This is a genomic window from Rhizobium sp. FG113 (assembly GCF_057809895.1).
The window spans coordinates 1-19,512 of the sequence record NZ_JBMDKV010000034.1 but is presented as its reverse complement, the minus strand read 5'-3'; the positions used below and the strand labels follow the sequence as shown (position 1 = coordinate 19,512).

The window sequence follows — 19,512 nt, the reverse complement described above, 5'->3', positions numbered from 1 at the left end:
AACAATATGGCAGCGCAACGCGCCCCCGAGAACCCGTACCTTGCCGCAAGGCAGGAATGGTCGGAACGATACGGCTCTTACGTGAGGGCGGCCTCGGCATGGCGGATGGTCGGAATCTTGAGCCTCGGCATGGCGGTGATCGGTTTCGGTTACTCGTTGTATCTGAGCACGCAAGTGAAGCTTGTTCCGTACATCGTCGAGGTCGACAAGCTCGGAAACACCATCTCGGCAGGATTTCCGCAGCAGATCGAATATGCCGACGCCCGGGTCATCCGGGCAACGCTCGGCGGCTTTATAACCAGTTTCCGCTCGATCACGCCGGATGCCGTCGTCCAGAAACAATACATCGACAGGACCTATGCGCTTCTCAGGACGAGCGATCCATCGACCCAGAAGATTAATGCCTGGTTCCGTGGCAACTCGCCATTCGAAAAGGCCGTGAATGCGACCGTCGCCATCGAGGTGAACAACATCGTCGCGCTGTCGAACCAGACCTACCAGATCGACTGGACCGAGTATGAGCGCGATCGCAAAGGCAAGGAAATCGCGACACGCCGATTTCGCGGCATAGCCACGGTGGCGATTACCCCGCCCCAGGACGAGGCGACGATCCGGCTCAATCCCATCGGCGTCTATGTCAAGGACTTCGACTGGACCGCGCAACTGTAAGGGCAGGGGACTTCAATGAATACAAGGATAAACAGGACAGCGCTATGCTGCATGACGGCGCTTGCATTTTGGTCCATAGCGACGACATCGGGCTTTACCCAGAACCTGACGACAAATGAGGCTAAGGGAACCACCCTCTCCAACAAGTGGCGCGGGCAGCGAGGCTTGGTGACGACGGGAGCCGACGGAAAGGTCATCTTCCTGTTCGGTGAGACGCAGCCTTCTGTCGTGTGCTCACCTTTACAGGTCTGCGACATCGAGCTTCAGGGTGGGGAGATTGTGCGCGACGTGCTTGTCGGCGACACGGTACGCTGGAAGGTCGAGCCGGCCACATCCGGTGCTGCAAGGGGCCAAGCAATTCACCTGATCGTCAAACCGTCTGAGGCCGGGCTGGTGACGTCGATGGTGGTGACGACATCAAGACGCACCTATCACATTCAGCTCAAATCGCATCCAAGCCAGTACATGGCCCGCGTTGGCTTCGAGTATCCGGAAGAGGCCGCGACGAGATTGTCCGACATCAACGCTCGCATTCAGACGATGACCAATTCCGACGGCGGCGTGCCGCCAGAGCAACTTGCCTTCGCCTATTCACTGAGCGGCAGCGCGCCCTGGAAGCCGAAGCGCGTCTATTCGGATGGGCTGAAGACCTACATACAGTTTCCGCGAACGCTCTCCGGTCAGGATGCGCCGGTCCTCTTCGTGGTTTCTGGCGGGCAAAACCGGATCGTAAACTACCGGATGAAGAACGACATGATGATTGTCGATTACAACATCGACAAGGCTGTCCTTCTTTCGGGCGTCGGCTGGCGTCAGCAGAAAATCACCATCCGGCGGGGAGGCTGATCGATGCGCCTTTGCCATTTTCCTATTGTTGCTGCCGTTCTTCTCTCTGGTTGCCAGACCGGAACAGACGCGCTCACGACGAGCGCCGCGCCCTCGACGGTAACAGGTCCCGTGGCAAGCGCGATCGCCGGCGACATGGCTGGACGTTACGCCGAGCAGGCAGGGTCAACCGCCGCGCCGATCAGACTTCACAACGACACTTCGGATTTCGCGACCGCGCTCGAGGCCGCGTTAAAAGGGTGGGGTTTCACTGTCGTGACGGATGATAAGGCACGCTCCGTGAAGAACACCGCCAAACCGATCGAGCTGGCATATTCGTTGATCGACGTTGACGGACAGGTACTCGTGAGGCTCTCCAGCGAGACACTCGAGCTTGGGCGGGCCTATTCCGTGTCATCTGGTGGTGCCACGCCGGCGAGCCCGCTTTCATTAATGAAGCGAAACTGAGGAGAGACAGATATGGTCCAGTCGCTCCAGCTCGGCAATCCGAGCAGCGCCTCGCAGGAAAAGGGCATGAAACGGCTCAATCGCCTGCCGGTGTTCTTTGGTATCGGGATCGCAGTCGTCGTCGCCGGTGTCCTTGTCTACGGCATCTCATCCCGGGGACTGCGGTTCGGCGACAGAGTTCCGGATGAAGCAGGCTCGAACGTCCCGGCATCGACCTTCGCTGATCAGATGAAGCGCGGGGTGAAAGACGGCATCATCGGGGATCGCGAAGAGCAGCCCGTATTCCAGCCCACGCCCATAACCCCGACAAATGTCGAGGCCAAGCCGATTGAAGAAGAGCAGATAAAGCAGCAGGCACGGGAAGAGCGCCGACCGCAAATGGAGTCGGAAGAAGAATGGTTGGCCCGACTTCGCCGCGAGCAGCGCGAACAAGTCCTGCGTGAACAGCAGCGACAGCGGATGGCCAGCCTTCAGGCCCGTGCGACTGCGTTTGACTCCCCGCTGAAGGTCAAAATCTCGGAGCTGGGAAATATCTCCAGCAACACCAGGACAACAGACCGGCAGCCGACCACCAATAACGGCGCCTCTGATCTCTACGCCGCGGCCATGAAATCGGGTTTGATGGGCCAGAATGCCGATCCGAACGGACAGACTTCGAAGGAAGATTTCTTCAACGCCGACATCAAGGATCTCGGCTACCTGCCGAACCAGGTTGTACCCCAACAGTCACGCTATGAATTGAAGCGCGGCTCCGTCATCCCGGCCACCATGATTACCGGCATCATCTCCGATTTGCCGGGCCGGATCACAGCGCAGGTGAGCCAGCACATCTACGACAGCGCCACCGGGCATTTTCTTCTCATTCCGCAGGGTACCAAACTACTCGGACGCTATGACAGCAAGGTCTCGTTTGGCCAAAGCCGCGTTCTGGTCGTCTGGACGGATGTCATCTTCCCGAATGGCTCTACACTGCAGATCGGCGGCATGGCTGGAACAGACTCGCAGGGCTATGGCGGGTTCTCTGACAAGGTCAATAATCACTATTTCCGCACCTTCGGTTCGGCGGCGCTTGTTGCACTGATTGGTACCGGCATCGATATGGCGGTTCCGGCGAGTTCCACCCTCGCCACACAGGATACAGCCTCTGACGCGGCACGCAGGAACTTTGCGGAGACCTTCGGCCGCGTCGCGGAGCAGACGATTTCCAAGAATCTGAATGTTCAGCCCACCATCCAGATCCGGCCGGGCTACAAGTTCAACGTTCTCGTCGACCAGGACATTGTCTTTCCCGGAAATTATGGCGGTTGAGGCACATGTTGCCGCAACCGCCTTGGGACAACTCCTGGATCAGGCAGATATGCGCACGGGCTCGCTGGCTGCATTTTTGCGCGGCCGATATCCTGCATAAAGGGGAGCCGCGACACCAAGCGCCTGCTGCATGCGCGTGCGAACTTCCTCTGAAACTTCGAAGATACCGCAGCAAACCGGAGAGCGACCATAGCCGTCTGCGCGGCCAACCTCTTCAACGGCGAGCCCCGCCCGACGATAGACGCGCGCTAGGTGCGGCTCGTAGTTCGACACCAGCGTCTCGATACCGTGCGACAATCCGCATTCGCACAAAGCCAGCAACAGCATGCCGAAAGCCTTGCCCGTTTCCAGGCTCGGGAAATCCTCGGAAAGTGTTTCCTCATCGAGGCACATTCTCGTTCCCTCATAGATGCCAGGTGCAATCAGGTTTGCACCCGCAAACGTGTTATGGAAGACGTCGTAGAGAAGCGTTGGGCCGGTGGTTGGCATCAGCCGCAGCGTTCCATAAAGGCGATCCGCGCGATCATTGCACCACATCAGGTAAGCTGGCCGCAGAGCATCGTACTCGTCGCGCTCGCAATCACCGTCGATTGTCACGGCCCAACCGAGTTGATCGTGAAACACACGTTTGCGCAGGCGAAATGCCTGATCCATGAGAGCCTGATAACGGGTGTACTGATGCGCTTGAACCAGAATGAACAAGGTTTGTCTCCAGCTGTTGATACTGGCTGGAAGATGCCGCCTGGCGGAGGAGTCAGATATTCCCGCATATGGTCAGACCCATATGCGGGTATTGTCAAAGGCTGGCGTGCGATCGGCTCATATCGTGATCACGCGCAGCTTCAGGGCAAGAGTGGCCGCCGCCGAGATCGTAGCGCAACCGAGTTTTGTCCTCGCCGACTTGATGTAGCTGCGGGTCGTGTGATGGGAAAGGCCGAGAATAAGCGCGATATCCTTGTAATCCTTGCCGAGCGCGCTCCAGTAGAGGCACTCACGTTCCCGCGGACTCAAGACCGGGATCGGATCGCTCGCTCCATGTAGCTCGAACACTGCCATCTGGTGGACGAGATACGCGAGATCGACCCATTCACTCCGATGAGCACTGACCAGATCCTCCCAGTCTTCGGCGGAGGCGTTCGAATTCAAAGAGAGGATGGCGCGACGGCCGGCTTTATCCGATATCGGGATGGAAAAACCAAAACGGCCGATCCCATGGCGTATTGCGTCTTCCAGAAACATCAGCATCTCGGGCGAGACGTCGAGTTCTCGCCAATCGAATGGCAGCTGGCGCAAAAAGCCCTCCCGCGCGACAGGATCGATGGTGACATAGCCCTTCAACAGGTAAGTGGATACCCACGCATCCGGGTAGGTCGTGCGCACGAACGGGGCGTCAAAATCACCAATTACCGTCGAAGCGAGATGGTAGGTAATGAAATCGACGCGATAAGCGGATTGTATCAAATGGAGCGCTTCGGTCACCGAGCCCGCCTTTGCAAGGCGCTCCTTGACGTCAGAAAAATCGGCGAGAGGTCCTGTCAATATACGCTTCCTAAGCACTGCGGCCTGACAATCGGCCTCAGAGATCGATTGATCAGCCAAAGGAGTTCGGCAGCGATGCAGAACTTCATGGGATTGTGCCGTAACCTGATTGCTTTCTCGGTTCAAACGCAACTTCCCGGCGAGGATAGGCATTGCTATGCGGAGGTTAATTTCGTTCGACTATTGGACGATCGGCCCGTTTCATTTTGGACACCAAAGCGACAACGACGCAGTCTCCTTCTTCAATCGCTGGCCGCGAGCCGACCTCGGACGCCAACAAATCTGCGGTGGCGCGGATGAGGTTAGGTCGCTATAAGCGCTGGTGAGGCAGTACGCGCTGCCTCCGGGCTTAGTAACCCGACGCATGCCGGTTTGGCGTCCGCCGTTAGGGCGCCGAATTCCTCGACCTATGGTCGGGGAGCCATGGACGTATGTCCAGGTTCCTCGGAACTAAAGGTCCATGGGCCGGCGCATGCTCGGTTACTAACTCCCCGATCGCCAGGGGTCAGGAACTATGCGGGGGCGCACCGCGCATTCCTGTTTTGGGAGTTGAACATGGACGCCGACGACCGATTGAATGGCGAGGCAGTCGATCTGAAGCCGCTGATAGGGCTCTTGCATGGGCTTCCGTCACCGCTCGTTGAGCGTCTCACGATCGATGCAATCCGCGAACATCGCGAACTGTTGGAGCGGGCAGAAAATCTGTTCAATGAACTGCCGGCTGACGTTAAAGCCGGTAAGGAGCTTGTTGGCGATACCCATATTGCCTATCTCGAAGCAACCATCAGGATGCACGCGCAAATGTCGGTGTTGACCACCTTGCTGCACATTCTAGGCTATACGCCCAAGGCCTGACAACGCCACATCATCCTAAATCAGGCCGCGTCGGATAGCCAAAGCCACCACCTGCGCATGATTGGCCAGATTGTAGCGCGTTCTGACATCGTCAATCGCAGAGCGGACGCCAGCATACTTTGCCTGCTCCAGTTCAGCGATCACCTCGACGGTTTTGCCAAGCGACAGCCAGCGAATGTAGTTCACCTGCTTCGGTGTCAGGACGATCTTTTCCTCGATGGAGGGCGTGACCCGCATGTGCTCAAGGCGCGTATGAAGCTGGGCGACCGCTGATGCGGCCATAATGGCATCAATCTCCATATCACTGGCAAGAGAAGGCTTCGCCGATGCAAAGGTCAGCATGGACATGGCACCGTTGGCGGTGGCGACCGGGATGGAAACGCCCGAGCGAATGTTGAAATCAGCGGCTTTCGAAAAGAAGTTTTTCTGCTCTTTTGACAGCGAGCTCTTTTCGGCTTCGCCGGACCAGGCGAAAGCGCGCCTTATCAGTTGGGCCTGCCGCATGACCGGATCGATGAACCGGTAGTCCAGCGTGTCATAGATTTTCTGCCAGTCGATATCGTAGTTGGAGACCGCATAGGTCTGACCCGGACGAATGTTGACGAAGGCATAGCCCACAAAATCGAACCGATCAGCAAGATTGGCCAGTGCGCCCTTCACCATGGACTGATCGTTTCCGATCACAGTGATATCCAGCAGTTTCTCGACCCAGTTTGACATCCATACTCTCCCTGTAAATCGCACCCGTTTCGCGGTGGCGAAGTGCGTCGGCAGTCAGAGGGACCGCGACGCGCGCGAACAGTGACCTAGTAAAGAATGAAACATATTCAATCGCGTAAGTTGACCATGATGGAATGGTTTTCTAAATCGTTTTCTCGGAATTGCAAACCACGGATTTTGCTTACTCGCGGAAAACGTGTCAGCTCACAATTGGCCAAGCGATCTCAGCTTCATGGCCCCTGAGCAGAATCTGTCATTGTTTTGCGAAATGCTTTACATGGAAGGACCAATTTAGAGCGAACCCATGTTGCAGCTTACCCACGACACCGAACAGCTTGCCCGGGAAATTGCGGCCCGTGTCGGGCGCAGACCGGACGATATCATACGCGCTGCCCTCGAACGTGAAGCTCAGGCCCTCGGGGTTTTCGGCGACCTGCCTGTGAGACATCGCATGACCGTCGAACAGATGACAGCGATCGGGGAAAAGGTTTCTGCCCTACCGCTGCTTGATACATCATCCCCGAAAGAAGTCCTCGACGACCTGCATCAACCATGATTTTCGTCGATCACTCCGCAGTCGTCCACGTAGCCGCAATCAGGACACAGAGATCAGGAGCACTACGGCTTTACCAACTTGACGAACTTAACCAACCTTGCCATATATAGCTCTCCGAGCGGAGGGTGAGAGATGGCATCTCTGAAGTCCAAAACCAGCATACGTGACGGTGCAAGCGGGCGCGAAAAACCGGGCGCTGAATCCATGGCTTTTTTCCTGACCACAGGCGCCGCCCCGCTGGCGAAGGGGAGAGCCGCCTTCAAGATCAAGATCCCGGACAATGCATCAAAAGCCCTGACCGGCAATCCCAATCGCGTCAAGGCGCTCCTCCAGGAATATGGTCAAGCGATCGCAAAAAGCCGTTCTGCTGGCCACCCGGTCAGCTTCCGTGTCGATGTCGATTCCGAAGGTGAGATGGTTGTCACTCCCGTTGAGGCGGTGGAAATGACAACGGTGCCTGTCGTAGAGGAGAACGATGCACTGGATCCGGAGTTGGAGCAGGCGTTGGTGGCCGCACGGGCGCGGGGACGCATAAAGGCTGCTGAGGTCCTCAGCGGCACTGACATGCTGAATGCCGACGAATTCGCCAAGCTGCTTGGCACGACAAGGGTAACGGTGAATTCAAAGCGCCAGACCGGACTGGTATTGGGGCTGGATGGCGCGAAACGCGGCTTTCGCTTCCCGGATTGGCAGATCGATGCCGATGGCAAGCCGTTTGCAGCGCTTGCAACGCTCCACGAGCGACTGGGCGGAGCCTGGGCGGTTTACCGGTTTCTGGTCCAACCCCACGGAGAGCTGGACGGACTGACAGGTCGCGAGGCATTGGCGCGGGGACGGACCGAGCAAGCGCTCGAGGTTGTCGAGAGCATTGGTCGAGATTTCCGCTGAATGGCACGTACTCTGCCGCCTCCCGGCTTTACAAATGCAAGCCTTAACCTGCATACGGTCGCGGCCGGACTTCGGTTCGGTCGCATCTATCTGGGCACATACTCTGATCCGCTAGGCTTCGGTAAGACGCCGAGCCGTTTCAGCGATCCGCGGCGACGCAAGTTCGCCAACCGGTTCGGGGTGCTCTATTTGGGCGACACGGTGAAGGTGTGCTTTCTCGAAGCCGTCCTGCGCGATCAGCGCGATGGGGTCCTCGGCGACCTGCCGATCTCTGAATCCGAATTGTATGACCGCAATTTTGCAGAGATCGAGGTCACCACTCCGTTAACGATGGTCGATCTTCGCGACGATGGGCCGATCAAGATGGGTGTGCCGACGGATGTCGCGAAGGGCTCAAAGCAATCCCTCGCACGGAAGTGGGCGGTCGCCTTCAATGAACACGTCAGCCAAGTCGACGGCATCGTCTACCCGTCTCGGCTCAACGGCCACACCAACCTTGCAGTGTTCGATCGAGCTATTGGAAAACTGAAGGCGGTCGGCACGATGAAGCTGGTCCGCGCGCCGGGTCTGGCTGATATACTAAACGACCTCAATGTCGCAATTGTCGAACCTGATCCCTGATATTTTACCTGTCGTCGAAGTCGGATCCAGCACTACTTCTGCCCACCGATCCGGGACAAATCGACCCGAATTCCCGCAGTGCCAATCTCCTTTTCGTCAAAGGGCTCCCCTTCGCTCTGGGAGGGGTTAGCATCCGCAGGTTTGTCCGCGGCATCCAAAGAAACTTCCTTCCGCTCGACGATTGTTCCTCCTGGATCCTCCGCCTGAAACACGCTTTGCCCCTCGAACTGGCCGGTGTTCCAGGCGTAAACGGCATCTTCGAAGATCTGTGGAAGCACCTCTTTGCTCGTTGGGTTGCCATACCACTGTGAAACGATGCGCATGATCTTTGAAAACATCTTCGTCCCCATGCGAAGATTTTCGCAAGGCTCCATCAGATCTGGTTTCAGCTCGGATGCGTCCATCACGCCGACACCCGCCGGGAACTGTGTAAGGCCCGCACGCACGACGGCCTGGCCAACATACTGGCGTATGATCTCCATGGCCTCGTTGGGGGTCTTCGGTTTTGGTACAAGGATGAGCCGCCCTCCGGCTTTGACCGTGACAGCCAGCGGATCGCCCGGACCGACAGCGGACACGAACTGCTCGACGATGGCGGGTTTCAGCGAGGGATCGGAACATTCCGCGATAAAGGCAGCATCCATGACGATGGCTCCAAAGTTCAGGTATTGAAGGAAATCACAAGGGGAACGCCGAACAGAGCGGACCAGGCTTTGGCGCTCGCGCGCTGGATGGCGACGATGTTGCCACCCGTCGTCCACCAGCCATTGCCGATCAAAACGATCGCGTCGGGTCGATGCAGCATCGACTGGAGAATTGGCCATAGCACGAGTTGCTCGTAGCAGATGAGCGGCGCGATCTTTCGGCCCGCGAGCTCGACGACAGGATTGGCGAAAAAGCTGGCATGGGCGCCGCCGGTCGCTCCTGTCCATCGCTCCCATGGACGCCACATCGAAACCGGCACGGGCATGCGCTCGTGATAGAGGACACTTCCACCACCCTCATTAATAGTGACCATCACATTGTCGTAGCCATTCGCATCTATCACGGCCGCACCGGCGATTACCGTCACATCCGACCCCCGCAATTCTTCCCGCCAGAGACGTTCAAGGGTTGGCGTCCAGAAGCCCAGCGCGCTTTCAGGCAGAACCACCACGGCTGCGCCTGATCCCGCAGCCTCCCGAACGAACGCGATCAGGTGGCGTTGACGTTCCAGCGAGCGGTCACGGCCAAGGCTTGCACCCATTTCAAGGTCGACACCACGCCACCCCTCCGCTAGAATCTGATTTGTCCCCGATGCGGCGGACCAAAGCCATAGACCTGACAGGGCAATGGCGATAGCCGGCCCGATCCGGGATGCGAGACCGATCAGGCCGGCTGTCAACGCGAGAAGCCCCCACCATCCCCATCCCGGAAACAGTATGCCGGCCGCCGTCAGCGGATGCGCCCAGCCTGTGATGCCAAGTGGCGGCAGACCGGTGAGAGCCAAGATGAGCAGATAGCGTCTTGCTTTTGCCGAGCCCGACCGCGCCGTCCAGAATACCGCATGGACAGCAACGAAAGACGATGCCGCCGCGACCCAGAAGCTGAGGCCGACCCAGAGATCCGCAGCAAAGAACTGTGCGACGCCCGACGGCAATCCTCGCGACGCCGCCAGGAAATAGCCGGCCGCGACGAGGGCCGCTGCGATCCGCGTCGGTGATCGGGCCCACAGAAGCGGGAAGAAGGTTGCCGCAGGCAGTAGGGCCGCCTGGCCGCTCCAGCCGATCGTACCGACCACCACGGCAAGCGGGACGAGAACGGCCGTGATCACGATCTCACGGGGCATAGGTCAACACCTCTTGCCCCAGACCGAGTACGCCTGAAACAGGCACCGGCCCAAAATATCGGGAATCCCATGAGCCGATGAAGTCGGAGTGCAGATACACCTCTCCGGCTCGCACCATTCCGCTTTGACCGTGCCGAAGAGATCGCCCCTGTCCGTCCTTCTCCATGATGCGGGAGCCGGGGATCGGTACGCGGTCAACTGCGATGTGATCGGTGACGTCCACGCGCTGTCCCGCCACCGCGATGACAGTCTTTATCAGCGGCCCAAACCCGCCGGGGCAAAGTCCCGGGCGGAGATAGCCACGCTGCCTCGCCTCGCGCATGGCGGCATTGTCAGGCGGGCAGACGAAAACTGTTTCGCCGGGCAGGACCGGGCGGGTGAGCGTAACGATGCGCCAGAGGCCGAGCGGCTCACTCCGCGTCGTGTTGATGCGCAGACCACCACTCCAACCGGCAGCAAAGAGGACGCCAAACATGCCAGCGGCCACGGATATCGTGACGCAGGCGCGGCGTCGTTGACGAGGCATCGTCCAACCTTCACGCATCATCATAATCATTTGAGGGAGAGCCCCTTGGTCTGGGTTTGCCGCGTTGTTTCAGCCTGCTTCAATGCCAGCGTGGTGCGCTCGTGCGCGGCGAGTTGCTGCACAGTGCGCATGCTGTTCCAAGCCGACTGCACTTCGCTTTTCTGCGAAGGGTTCATCCCGGCCGTCAATTTGTGAAAGGTCTCGCCGTTTGCATCTTTAGCAGAGATCGGCAGCAGGCTGCGTTCTCCGAAACGCTCGGACACAGCCTTGGCGAAGCCTTCAAGTTCAGCTTTCACGTTTCTGTCGGCCAGCGCATATTCGAGACCGGCGGGAAGATCGTTGCGATCGATCGCATCGCGGATCCGCTCAAGCGTTTGCTTGGCCGATGGCGAGAGGGCAGGGATGTCGATGGAGACCTTGAGACGGATTGCCCGCTCTTGCGCTTCATGCTTGCGCTCCGCCTCGACGCGCGCCGTTACATACCGCTCGAGGTTTCGCGCCAAGGCAGGCGCGTTGACAAGCGCCGTGTCGCGTGCGGCCCTTTCGTTCGCTCCGGCGAATATGCCGGTCTTGCCTTTGAGTGCTCCAAACCTTTCCGGTTCAGCTGCGATCTTCGCAAGCGTTGTCTGCGCTCTTGCCGGATCTTTCAGCATGGCATCGACATCGACGGCCTTGAACGCGGTCTCCGGCTCGGCGAAGACCTTGTGGAAGCGTGTCGTCACCTCCTGCCACTGCTTCTTCAAACCCGGATCGGCAGCGAGACGATCCTCGACGGCCTGATCGATCGACTTCGGGAACGTCGTGATACCTGATACCATTGGCTTTGCCTCCATGACGGGTTTCGGGGTCACATGGATATTCGGGCGCTTGAGACCGAGCTGTGCGCCGATCGTCGCCAGGCGAGCGGTGAGATCGACGAGCTTCTGTTTCTGGCGAACGGTCCAGTCGAGGCGGTCGCGAACCAGGGTGCGTGCGACGTTGACCAGATGCAGGCCGCGCGCGTCGGCGAAGCGAAGGGCCGCGCGATAGAAGGCGCCCTTCTCGTAATCGAGCGTCGTTTCCTTGGAGTTCTTGCGCGATAGAAGCTCGGCAAGACCACCCCCCTTGGCGAAGGACCGCGAGCCATAATAGACGCCGAGATCCTCGCGATGACGGGTCATCGCCACATAGGTCAGGTGCCGGTCGAGGGAAAGCGAGGCCAGAACCTTGACCCTGTCGACGGTCGCGCCCTGGCTCTTATGGATCGTGGTCGCATATCCATGATCGACATTGTTGTAGAACCGCTGCTCTACGCTGATAGCTTTGCGATGTTCGCCTTCACCAATTTCGGCAACGATACGCCCCGGGGTGGCTTCCACCACCTTGGCCAGCATGCCGTTCTTGACGCCCAACGAGCCCTCATTCTTCAAGAAGACGATCTGGTCGCCGGCGGCAAAATGACGAATACCGTCTTCCGTCTTGAAGGCGTGACCGTCATCGACAAGGCCGCGCTCCACCAGCTTGGCGCGCGCCAGCTCGTTGAGCATCCTGACGTCGCGGCGAAGGTGTGCGAGGATCAGCGAGGACCGGGCCGGATCGTACTCGCGGTTCCAATCGGAGATAAGGTTTTCGACGGCTTGCGACTTCAAGGTCGATCCCATCATCCGACCGTTTGCGCTGTAGGATGCGACAGCCTTGGCGATGTCGCCGCGGGCGAGATCGAGGGAAGCGTCGCGCATCCATTGCTCGCGCTGGCGATAGATGGTTTCGAGTTCGGCGTAGCCGATGCGCTCAGTGATGGCGCGGAAGGCGGCACCTGCCTCGATCGGCTGCAACTGTTCGGGATCACCGACGAGAACGAGCTTTGCCCCACGCACCGTTGCCTCTTCAACAAGCTGCGCCATCTGTTTGGAGGAGACCATGCCGGCTTCATCGAGGACCATAACGGTCTTGTCGTCGAGCTGGTTGCGACCTTGGGCCCAGCGCAGTTCCCAGGACGACAATGTGCGGGAAAGAATACCCGCTTCCTTTTCCAATCCTTCGGCGGCCTTGCCCGCCAGGGCAGCACCAACGACACGATAACCGGCCGCTTCCCAGGTCTCGCGCGCCGCCTTCATCATGGTGGTCTTGCCGGCGCCGGCACGGCCGATCACGGCTGCAATCCGCTCATGACCTGCAACATGCTCGATGGCCGTTTTCTGCTCATCCGAGAGGCGTTCATGGCGCTTGAACACCGCCTCGATGATCTTCTGATGGACGCCGTGTGATGATCGCTGTGAAAGCCAGATCGACCGGTTTGCCATCTCGGCCTCAAGCCGGATCATCTCACGCGTGGTGAACCGAGCCGGCGTACGCACGCCTGAGCCGAAATCGATCCGCTCGCAATCGAGACGCAGCGCTTCGGGATCCTGCATGATCCGCGCCATCAGGCCCTGAAAGAGGGCGGCATCATCGATATAGCGATGGAGGACCTTCGCTACGTCGTGGTTGCCGAACACGCTTTTCTCACGGGTGATGAGATCGAGCACGATGCCGGGATTGCGCTGGATGCGCCGGACGTTCTCCGCGCGCCGCTCCTCCTGCAATTCGATCCGCTCGAGCTTCCGTGACCGGGCTGTGGCCGGCCCGTTTTCTGTTTCCGATTTTCGCTCGATGGCGGTGGCGCCGACCCCGATATGAATGGTCGGTGTCAGGTCGATACCCTGCTTTTCAAAGGATCGGCCATCGATGCGGATGTCCAGCCCGGCAAGCGCCAGGTGCCGGTTCTGCACAGCAAACCATCCGTCACGAAAAGCATTGAAGTCCTCGGTGCCACCCCCCCAGAGTTCATAGATGATTTTGCCGGTGTCATTGCGCATGGGCTGGCCGTCTGGTCCAGGAACAGCAACCTTCTTGGCACCGAACCCGTCCTCGCTCAGAGGCCGCAATGTCGTCATCATGTGGACATGCGGGTTGCCGGGTGCATCGTGATAGACCCAGTCTGCGACCATACCCTTTAACGTGATATGCCCGGCAATGAAGTCTCGCATCAGCGCGATGTTCTGCTCGGACGAGAGTTCGATCGGCAGCGCGATGGTCACATCCTTGGCAAGCTGGGCATCGACCCGTTTCTCGAACACCTCGACCTTGTTCCAGAACGCTTCTGAGGCTCCCGAGACCGATCGATCGGCAATCATGGCGCGCAGCCAGTCTGGCGCATCGGCAGGGATCACGAACTCCTCGTGCAGAAGACCCTGCTTCCTGGTGTAGTCGATTGTGCGTGCTTCCCGCTCGTACTCCATCCTGGCGCAGTGCCGGTAGGCCGCAGACAGCACTGCGCTGCGGCCAGAGCCACGGGCGACGATGCTGACTGAGAAATGCGGGACGGCCACGGGTGGAGCGCTCCTTCTTGCGAACGAAATCAACAGGTTGATCGCAAGAGGTGGCCCCGCCAGGGGGCAAAAGCAGAACGTCGCGTCAGCGACGTATAATTGCGCCCTTGGATCCGCTCTTGTCGAGCGGCGGGATCATTCGCCAAATGCTGACGCTTTGGCGAGGTACAAATTTGTACCTGTCCTGCCGGGGAAAAATCGAGGACTCTCATCCCACCATTCCACGGATATCACTGGAGATTGCATCCCGATGAAGAAGCCAACGTCGAAAATCCGCGAAGAACTTGCCCGCTTGCAGGAACAGCTGAAGCAGGCGGAAACGCGTGACGCCGAACGCATCGGCCGCATTGCGCTGAAGGCCGGACTTGGAGAAGTCGAAGTCGACGACGCGGACCTTCAGGCGGCGTTCGAGGAGGTGGCGAAGCGGTTTCGCGGAACCAACGCCGGATCGAACGGAAAGGAAAAGACTGCCGCTGGAGCCTCCGGAACATCGGCCACGCCGATCAGCGCTCGCGAGGCTGCGGGCCAGGCTGGCGAGGCTTGAGCGGATGCAGCGGCTGACCACGGCAGAGGCCAGAAAGAAGGACGCTCGCGAGAAGATCGAGTTGGGCGGCCTGATCGTCAAAGCAGGCCTGCGCTATGAAAAACGCGCGTTGTTGCTCGGTCTGTTGATCGACGCGAAGACGAGGATCAAGGGCGATGAGGCGGAGCGATCCCGTCTGATCGCAGTCGGCGCGGAGGCATTCGGCAATGACAGCGAATAGGATCCTGCTCGCCGTTGTTCCGCCGCTGGTGATGATCGGCATTGCACTGACGTTGCCGGGGATCGAACAGTGGCTCGCCACGTTCGGAAAAACGACCGAAGCGAAATTGACGCTCGGCCGAATCGGCTTGGCACTTCCCTATGTGGCGAGCGCTGCGATTGCACTGATCTTTCTCCTCAGTGCCCAGGGATCGGTCAACATCAAGACCGCAGGGTGGGGCGTCGCTGCCGGATCGGGCACCGTTATTGCAATTGCCGTCGTTCGGGAAGGAATGCGGCTTTCGCAATTTGCCGGACAGGTGCCTGCGGCGAGGTCGATTCTGTCCTATATCGACCCGGCAACGATGACAGGTACTGCGGCAGCTCTCTTCTCTGGCATGTTCGCACTTCGCGTGGCCGTGCTCGGCAACGCGGCATTCTCGCGTTCCGAGCCGAAACGCATCCGGGGTAAACGCGCGCTGCACGGCGAGGCGGAATGGATGAAACTGCCAGAAGCAGAGAAGCTGTTCGCAGAGGCCGGCGGCATCGTGATCGGAGAGCGGTATCGTGTCGATCGCGACAGCACGGCGGCACTTTCTTTTCGGGCCGATAAGCCTGAGACATGGGGCGCCGGGGGCAAGTCACCGCTGCTCTGCTTCGATGGTTCGTTCGGATCGTCACATGGCATCGTGTTCGCCGGCTCCGGCGGCTTCAAGACCACGTCGGTGACGATTCCGACGGCGCTGAAATGGGGCGGCACGTTGATCGTACTTGATCCATCCAATGAGGTGGCGCCGATGGTCAAGGCGCACCGGATTAAGGCCGGCCGTGATGTAATCGTGCTCGACCCGAAAGATCCCGATATCGGGTTCAATGCCCTGGACTGGATCGGTCAGCATGGCGGGACGAAGGAAGAGGATATCGCTGCGGTCGCCTCGTGGATCATGAGCGAAAGCGGCCGCGCCAGCGGTGTTCGGGACGATTTCTTTCGTGCATCCGGCTTGCAGCTGCTGACGGCGATCATCGCCGATGTCTGCCTCTCCGGTCATACGGAAAAAAAGGATCAAACGCTGCGGACAGTGCGCATGAACCTCTCGGAACCGGAGCCGAAGCTGCGGGCGCGGCTGCAGGAAATCTACGACAACTCCGAGTCCGATTTCGTAAAGGAGAACGTGGCAGCGTTCGTGAACATGACGCCCGAAACCTTCTCCGGCGTCTATGCCAATGCGATCAAAGAAACCCATTGGCTGAGCTATCCGAACTATGCCGGTCTCGTGTCCGGTTCGACCTTTTCGACCGATGACATCGCATCGGGAAAGACCGACGTGTTCGTCGCCCTGGATCTTAAAACGCTGGAGACCCATGGTGGTCTGGCAAGGGTGATCATCGGCTCATTCCTGAACGCCATCTATAATCGTGACGGGGCGATGCCGGGACGCGCTCTGTTCCTTCTCGACGAGGTCGCTCGCCTGGGTTTCATGAGGATCCTTGAGACGGCACGCGATGCCGGCCGCAAGTACGGGATCACGCTTCTGATGATCTATCAGTCGATCGGTCAGATGCGCGAAACCTATGGCGGACGCGACGCCACCAGCAAGTGGTTCGAAAGCGCGAGCTGGATCAGTTTCTCAGCGATCAACGATCCGGAGACCGCGGACTATATCTCCCGGCGTTGTGGAACAACGACGGTCGAGATCGACCAGGTCAGCCGCAGCTTTCAGGCGAGGGGTTCGTCACGAACCCGATCGAAGCAACTTGCCAGCCGACCATTGATCCAGCCGCACGAAGTCCTGCGCATGCGTGCCGATGAGCAGATTGTGTTCACCGGGGGAAATGCGCCGCTTCGATGCGGTCGCGCGATGTGGTTCCGGCGAGCCGACATGAAGTCCTGCGTTGGCGATAACCGCTTCCATGGAAAACGTGGACCATTGGAAATCAAGGTCTGAGGGAGAACCCAGACCCGGAGATCGGGCGATGAGATATTGGGAAGCCTGCGAGGCACAGGTCACGGCAGAAAAGGCCATCGAAGAATGCCGCGTCCATCAAATTGAGGCCATCGTTCGCGAAAGCGATAGCGCTTTGGTGGATGTCACGACCGGTGATGTCATCGCTCATCCAGACGAGCAAGCCGACTATTGTGGCGCCGATATTCTCGGTTACCTGGGATACTGATCAATGGCAGTCGGCTATCGCGGGAGGATCGTTACCGGGATCGGCGAAGACCACAGTTGGGCTTCGTTCGCTTTAGCGAATAGAGCCGTACGCCAAAGGCGGACCGCCCAATGCTCCTTCTGTCCATACTTCACAAAACTGAATCGTTCCGCGACCATCGATTCACAACTGTCGTTGGACGCATGGGCCCGATTGCGCGATTTTCTCACCATGATCGCACAGCCCTATCACCTCTATATCGAACGCACGGATGCCGAGAACAACATGGCGCGCTTCTATGCCATGTCGATCGAACCGACCCTCTTCGGAGAGGCCTGTCTTATGCGGCGTTGGGGACGCATCGGAACCAGAGGCCAGCTCAAGGTTCATCACTTCGAGCAAGAGAAGGACGCGGTTGAATTGTTCCTTGATCTCGTCAGGCGAAAACGCCACCGAGGATACCGTACAATCAAGTCGGCGCAACATACGTATCGGGAAAGCTCGCAGTGGCCTTAGCGCCAGCTTCACCGAAGAGCGATATGAAAACCATCTCTGACGGGTCGAATTCAAATTGAGAACCATGGAATTGCAGAAGAATGACCATAGCCTTCGGCCAGAGGTCCGTTATCCCGTGAAAAAGATCATCGTCGCGATCGCAGTATCCGGCTGTGCGCTGGGCGCTCACATATTTGGGATCGTTCCAGTCGCCGAGGCTGCAAGCTTGGTCATCAGTCCGGAGACGACATACCGGAAATGTTCGGTGGTGATCGCTTCGCTTGCGTCGTGGACGGAGATACTCTCTGGATTGAGGGCGCAAAAATCCGCATTGCCGATATCGACGCTCCCGAGATCAGCGAGCCGAAATGCGCAACAGAGCTGGCGCTTGGAAATCGAGCGACTGATCGCCTGATCGAACTGGTCAATCAGAGTTCCTTCAAGCTTCGCGCATGGCCCGGACGCGACGAAGACAGATACGGTCGCAAGCTCCGCGTCCTCATCCGTGACGGCAGGAGCCTCGGCGATATCCTCGTATCGGAAGGCCTGGCCAGAACCTGGACGGGCCGTAGACAGCCCTGGTGCTGAAACCGGCCCACGATTGCTGGCCGTTGCACAACGCCGTTATCGGCGCCTGCTCCAATCTGTTTCAAAGGAGATCTCGATCTCGACGAAGAACGGGATCTTGATCGCGAGCTTCAGGCCGAGTTTGGCCTTGCGGAAAAAGTGGCCGATAACCTTGCCAAGGGAAGAAAGCTTGCGGCCTGTGGCGGCCAGGAATTGTGCGAGGCGTTGCATGGTGGTTTCTCCTTGTCGATTGCGGACATCGCAGGGATCGGCCGCAGGCCGGGACAAGGAGGGTTGCATCGGTACGGCCGCAGCGAAGCGGAGGACTTATCGACACCTGAATTTTGGCGCGCGAGGAGACGCGAAGCGGCGGGGAAAATTCTGATGGCGATGAGTTGCTGCCCGACGACCGGACCGCAACATCCCTGATGTCGATGGCCTCGCTCGACAAGGACACCGTGCAATGTCTCCGCCTTTCGACACCTTACACAGAGACCACGCCTGGCTGTGTAGTCTACCGCCCTCAGAAGGGCGGCTCGGCATCAACGCTTCCGTCCTGCTCTGCCGTGATGATTGCCAACTCCGCTTTAGCCAGGTCCAGCTCGGTCTGGATCTCGCGGCGCTCCGCAGCGTCGCATGCGTTCTTGAGCTCGGCGCGCAGTTCTTCGATGTGCTGTTCGATCGTCATCGTCCCATCTCCTTGAGTTTGTGAAAGACGAAACCGCAGGGCGGGACGGGATGGCGGGGTCAGGGATCGCTGATGCGACCGCCAGCGGCGGCGAGTGGGGGAGCCGATTTTGTTGCGTAGCGGCAAAATTGGGGGAACCGCTCGTCCTTGACGCCGTCTTTCCGGCCCGGCACCCTCGCCCGATCTGAGCAGCTATCCCCCATCTCGGTATGCCACCAAAAAAGCAGGACCAGGCTCGATGCCGGGTCCTGCTTTGACTTCTCGGCGGCGGAGCCCCGTGATGTCAATCAGTCCCGGTTCGGGCGGGACCAGATGAGCTGGAGGCCATCCTCGCCTTCAACTTCGGCGAGCGTTGCGTAGATCGGAGCTGGGAAGCTCGGATCGTCGAGCTTGACCGAGAGGTAGTCGCGGCCCTGTTCGGAGGTTTTCTGCCAGGCGGCGCCCAGCTCGACATTATGTGCAGCTCCACATAATGTCGATTATGCGAAGAGCAGGATTATGCGGAGTATCGGTCACTGAAGGCCGGATTTGCTGGTGACTGCGGCGAATTTCGCACCGCATAATCCCGAAGAGTTGAGGGTTAGCGCCCCGCAGTGAGCGGGGCGCCGTTGACCAGGTTTAGCGTGACCAGATGAGTTTGTGTTCGCCTTTGTCGCCCTGAACGAGGGAGGCGTAGACCGGCGCCGTGAAGGATGGATCGTCGAGCTTGAGCGAGA

Annotated in this window: 23 protein-coding genes and 2 pseudogenes; 14 read left to right on the top strand and 11 right to left on the bottom strand. The window is 59.0% G+C overall.

The genetic code is table 11. The features are described 5' to 3' along the window. Nucleotides 1–6: 6 nt before the first annotated feature. Genes ACODTZ_RS34550 through trbI form a run of 4 tightly spaced genes read left to right on the top strand, consistent with a single transcriptional unit; the run spans nt 7 to nt 3,270 of the window. Nucleotides 7–669, top strand: a complete 663-nt coding sequence (locus tag ACODTZ_RS34550) for a conjugal transfer protein TrbF (RefSeq protein WP_471891700.1) — start codon at nt 7–9, stop codon at nt 667–669. Nucleotides 670–684: 15 nt separating this feature from the next. Further along, nucleotides 685–1,515, top strand: coding sequence for a P-type conjugative transfer protein TrbG (gene trbG / locus ACODTZ_RS34545; protein WP_489031656.1), 831 nt, complete (start codon nt 685–687; stop codon nt 1,513–1,515). A gap of 3 nt (nt 1,516–1,518) precedes the next feature. Then, the gene (trbH, locus tag ACODTZ_RS34540) at nt 1,519–1,962 is read left to right on the top strand and encodes a conjugal transfer protein TrbH (RefSeq protein ID WP_275791364.1); all 444 of its coding nucleotides are present in this window, start codon (nt 1,519–1,521) and stop codon (nt 1,960–1,962) included. Nucleotides 1,963–1,974: 12 nt separating this feature from the next. Then, nucleotides 1,975–3,270 (top strand): IncP-type conjugal transfer protein TrbI, encoded by a 1,296-nt coding sequence (trbI, locus tag ACODTZ_RS34535; protein WP_489031654.1) that lies wholly within the window; start codon nt 1,975–1,977, stop codon nt 3,268–3,270. 39 nt (nt 3,271–3,309) lie between these two features. Here the strand turns inward: trbI and ACODTZ_RS34530 are convergent, their stop codons facing one another. Further along, the gene (locus tag ACODTZ_RS34530; protein ID WP_489031652.1) at nt 3,310–3,972 is read right to left on the bottom strand and encodes an acyl-homoserine-lactone synthase; all 663 of its coding nucleotides are present in this window, start codon (nt 3,970–3,972) and stop codon (nt 3,310–3,312) included. 117 nt (nt 3,973–4,089) lie between these two features. Next, complete coding sequence (locus ACODTZ_RS34525; RefSeq protein WP_489031676.1) at nt 4,090–4,812, bottom strand: helix-turn-helix transcriptional regulator; 723 nt, start codon at nt 4,810–4,812, stop codon at nt 4,090–4,092. 552 nt (nt 4,813–5,364) lie between these two features. Here ACODTZ_RS34525 and ACODTZ_RS34520 point away from each other — a divergent pair. After that, nucleotides 5,365–5,664 carry a transcriptional repressor TraM gene (locus tag ACODTZ_RS34520; protein ID WP_018326248.1) on the top strand — a complete coding sequence of 100 codons (300 nt, stop codon included), beginning with the start codon at nt 5,365–5,367 and terminating at the stop codon, nt 5,662–5,664. A gap of 15 nt (nt 5,665–5,679) precedes the next feature. On the opposite strand, the gene traR is transcribed toward ACODTZ_RS34520, so the two are convergent. Next, nucleotides 5,680–6,384 carry an autoinducer-binding transcriptional regulator TraR gene (traR, locus tag ACODTZ_RS34515; RefSeq protein WP_142174466.1) on the bottom strand — a complete coding sequence of 235 codons (705 nt, stop codon included), beginning with the start codon at nt 6,382–6,384 and terminating at the stop codon, nt 5,680–5,682. Between the two features lie 304 nt (nt 6,385–6,688). Between traR and ACODTZ_RS34510 the strand changes: the two genes are divergently transcribed. The 3 genes from ACODTZ_RS34510 (at nt 6,689) to ACODTZ_RS34500 (ending at nt 8,449) form a co-directional block, all read left to right on the top strand. Then, nucleotides 6,689–6,940: a type II toxin-antitoxin system VapB family antitoxin gene (locus ACODTZ_RS34510; protein ID WP_489031650.1), complete on the top strand. Its 252-nt coding sequence runs from the start codon at nt 6,689–6,691 to the stop codon at nt 6,938–6,940. 132 nt (nt 6,941–7,072) lie between these two features. After that, nucleotides 7,073–7,828: an XRE family transcriptional regulator gene (locus ACODTZ_RS34505; protein ID WP_489031648.1), complete on the top strand. Its 756-nt coding sequence runs from the start codon at nt 7,073–7,075 to the stop codon at nt 7,826–7,828. Further along, nucleotides 7,829–8,449 (top strand): RES family NAD+ phosphorylase, encoded by a 621-nt coding sequence (locus ACODTZ_RS34500; protein ID WP_156629873.1) that lies wholly within the window; start codon nt 7,829–7,831, stop codon nt 8,447–8,449. Nucleotides 8,450–8,481: 32 nt separating this feature from the next. Here the strand turns inward: ACODTZ_RS34500 and ACODTZ_RS34495 are convergent, their stop codons facing one another. From ACODTZ_RS34495 to traA, 4 genes are read right to left on the bottom strand one after another with little or no spacing between them, the layout of a single operon-like run. Continuing rightward, nucleotides 8,482–9,093, bottom strand: a complete 612-nt coding sequence (locus tag ACODTZ_RS34495; protein WP_156629874.1) for a TraH family protein — start codon at nt 9,091–9,093, stop codon at nt 8,482–8,484. A gap of 17 nt (nt 9,094–9,110) precedes the next feature. Then, the gene (locus tag ACODTZ_RS34490) at nt 9,111–10,277 is read right to left on the bottom strand and encodes a conjugal transfer protein TraB (RefSeq protein ID WP_156629875.1); all 1,167 of its coding nucleotides are present in this window, start codon (nt 10,275–10,277) and stop codon (nt 9,111–9,113) included. Next, nucleotides 10,267–10,803: a conjugative transfer signal peptidase TraF gene (traF, locus tag ACODTZ_RS34485; protein WP_489031646.1), complete on the bottom strand. Its 537-nt coding sequence runs from the start codon at nt 10,801–10,803 to the stop codon at nt 10,267–10,269. Before traF ends, ACODTZ_RS34490 begins: the two co-directional genes overlap by 11 nt. A 26-nt stretch (nt 10,804–10,829) precedes the next feature. Next, nucleotides 10,830–14,153 carry a Ti-type conjugative transfer relaxase TraA gene (traA, locus tag ACODTZ_RS34480; RefSeq protein ID WP_489031644.1) on the bottom strand — a complete coding sequence of 1,108 codons (3,324 nt, stop codon included), beginning with the start codon at nt 14,151–14,153 and terminating at the stop codon, nt 10,830–10,832. Between the two features lie 250 nt (nt 14,154–14,403). Here traA and traC point away from each other — a divergent pair, with 250 nt between their 5' ends. The 6 genes and pseudogenes from traC (at nt 14,404) to ACODTZ_RS34450 (ending at nt 18,129) form a co-directional block, all read left to right on the top strand. Next, nucleotides 14,404–14,697, top strand: coding sequence for a conjugal transfer protein TraC (gene traC / locus ACODTZ_RS34475; protein WP_035227185.1), 294 nt, complete (start codon nt 14,404–14,406; stop codon nt 14,695–14,697). A 4-nt stretch (nt 14,698–14,701) separates the two neighbouring features. Next, a complete protein-coding gene (gene traD, locus ACODTZ_RS34470; RefSeq protein WP_035227115.1) occupies nt 14,702–14,917 on the top strand; it encodes a type IV conjugative transfer system coupling protein TraD in 216 nt (71 codons plus the stop codon). Further along, a complete protein-coding gene (gene traG / locus ACODTZ_RS34465) occupies nt 14,904–16,841 on the top strand; it encodes a Ti-type conjugative transfer system protein TraG (protein WP_489031641.1) in 1,938 nt (645 codons plus the stop codon). Before traD ends, traG begins: the two co-directional genes overlap by 14 nt. Nucleotides 16,842–16,869: 28 nt before the next feature. Next, a complete protein-coding gene (locus ACODTZ_RS34460; protein WP_489031639.1) occupies nt 16,870–17,067 on the top strand; it encodes a hypothetical protein in 198 nt (65 codons plus the stop codon). Between the two features lie 3 nt (nt 17,068–17,070). Next, entirely contained in the window at nt 17,071–17,562 is a 492-nt protein-coding gene (locus tag ACODTZ_RS34455) for a WGR domain-containing protein (protein ID WP_336247058.1), read from the top strand. Between the two features lie 64 nt (nt 17,563–17,626). Continuing rightward, nucleotides 17,627–18,129: pseudogene (locus ACODTZ_RS34450) on the top strand (thermonuclease family protein). A 36-nt stretch (nt 18,130–18,165) separates the two neighbouring features. On the opposite strand, the gene ACODTZ_RS34445 reads toward ACODTZ_RS34450, so the two are convergent. The 4 genes and pseudogenes from ACODTZ_RS34445 to ACODTZ_RS34430 all read right to left on the bottom strand — a co-directional run. Beyond that, nucleotides 18,166–18,339, bottom strand: a complete 174-nt coding sequence (locus tag ACODTZ_RS34445; protein WP_234689200.1) for a hypothetical protein — start codon at nt 18,337–18,339, stop codon at nt 18,166–18,168. Between the two features lie 292 nt (nt 18,340–18,631). Further along, on the bottom strand, nt 18,632–18,796 hold the full coding sequence (locus ACODTZ_RS34440; RefSeq protein WP_479341211.1) for a hypothetical protein: 165 nt from the start codon (nt 18,794–18,796) through the stop codon (nt 18,632–18,634). Between the two features lie 287 nt (nt 18,797–19,083). Continuing rightward, nucleotides 19,084–19,257: pseudogene (locus tag ACODTZ_RS34435) on the bottom strand (DUF736 domain-containing protein); the annotation flags it as partial. 157 nt (nt 19,258–19,414) lie between these two features. Continuing rightward, a partial coding sequence (locus ACODTZ_RS34430; RefSeq protein ID WP_489031633.1) for a DUF736 family protein occupies nt 19,415–19,512 on the bottom strand: 98 nt, incomplete at its 5' end.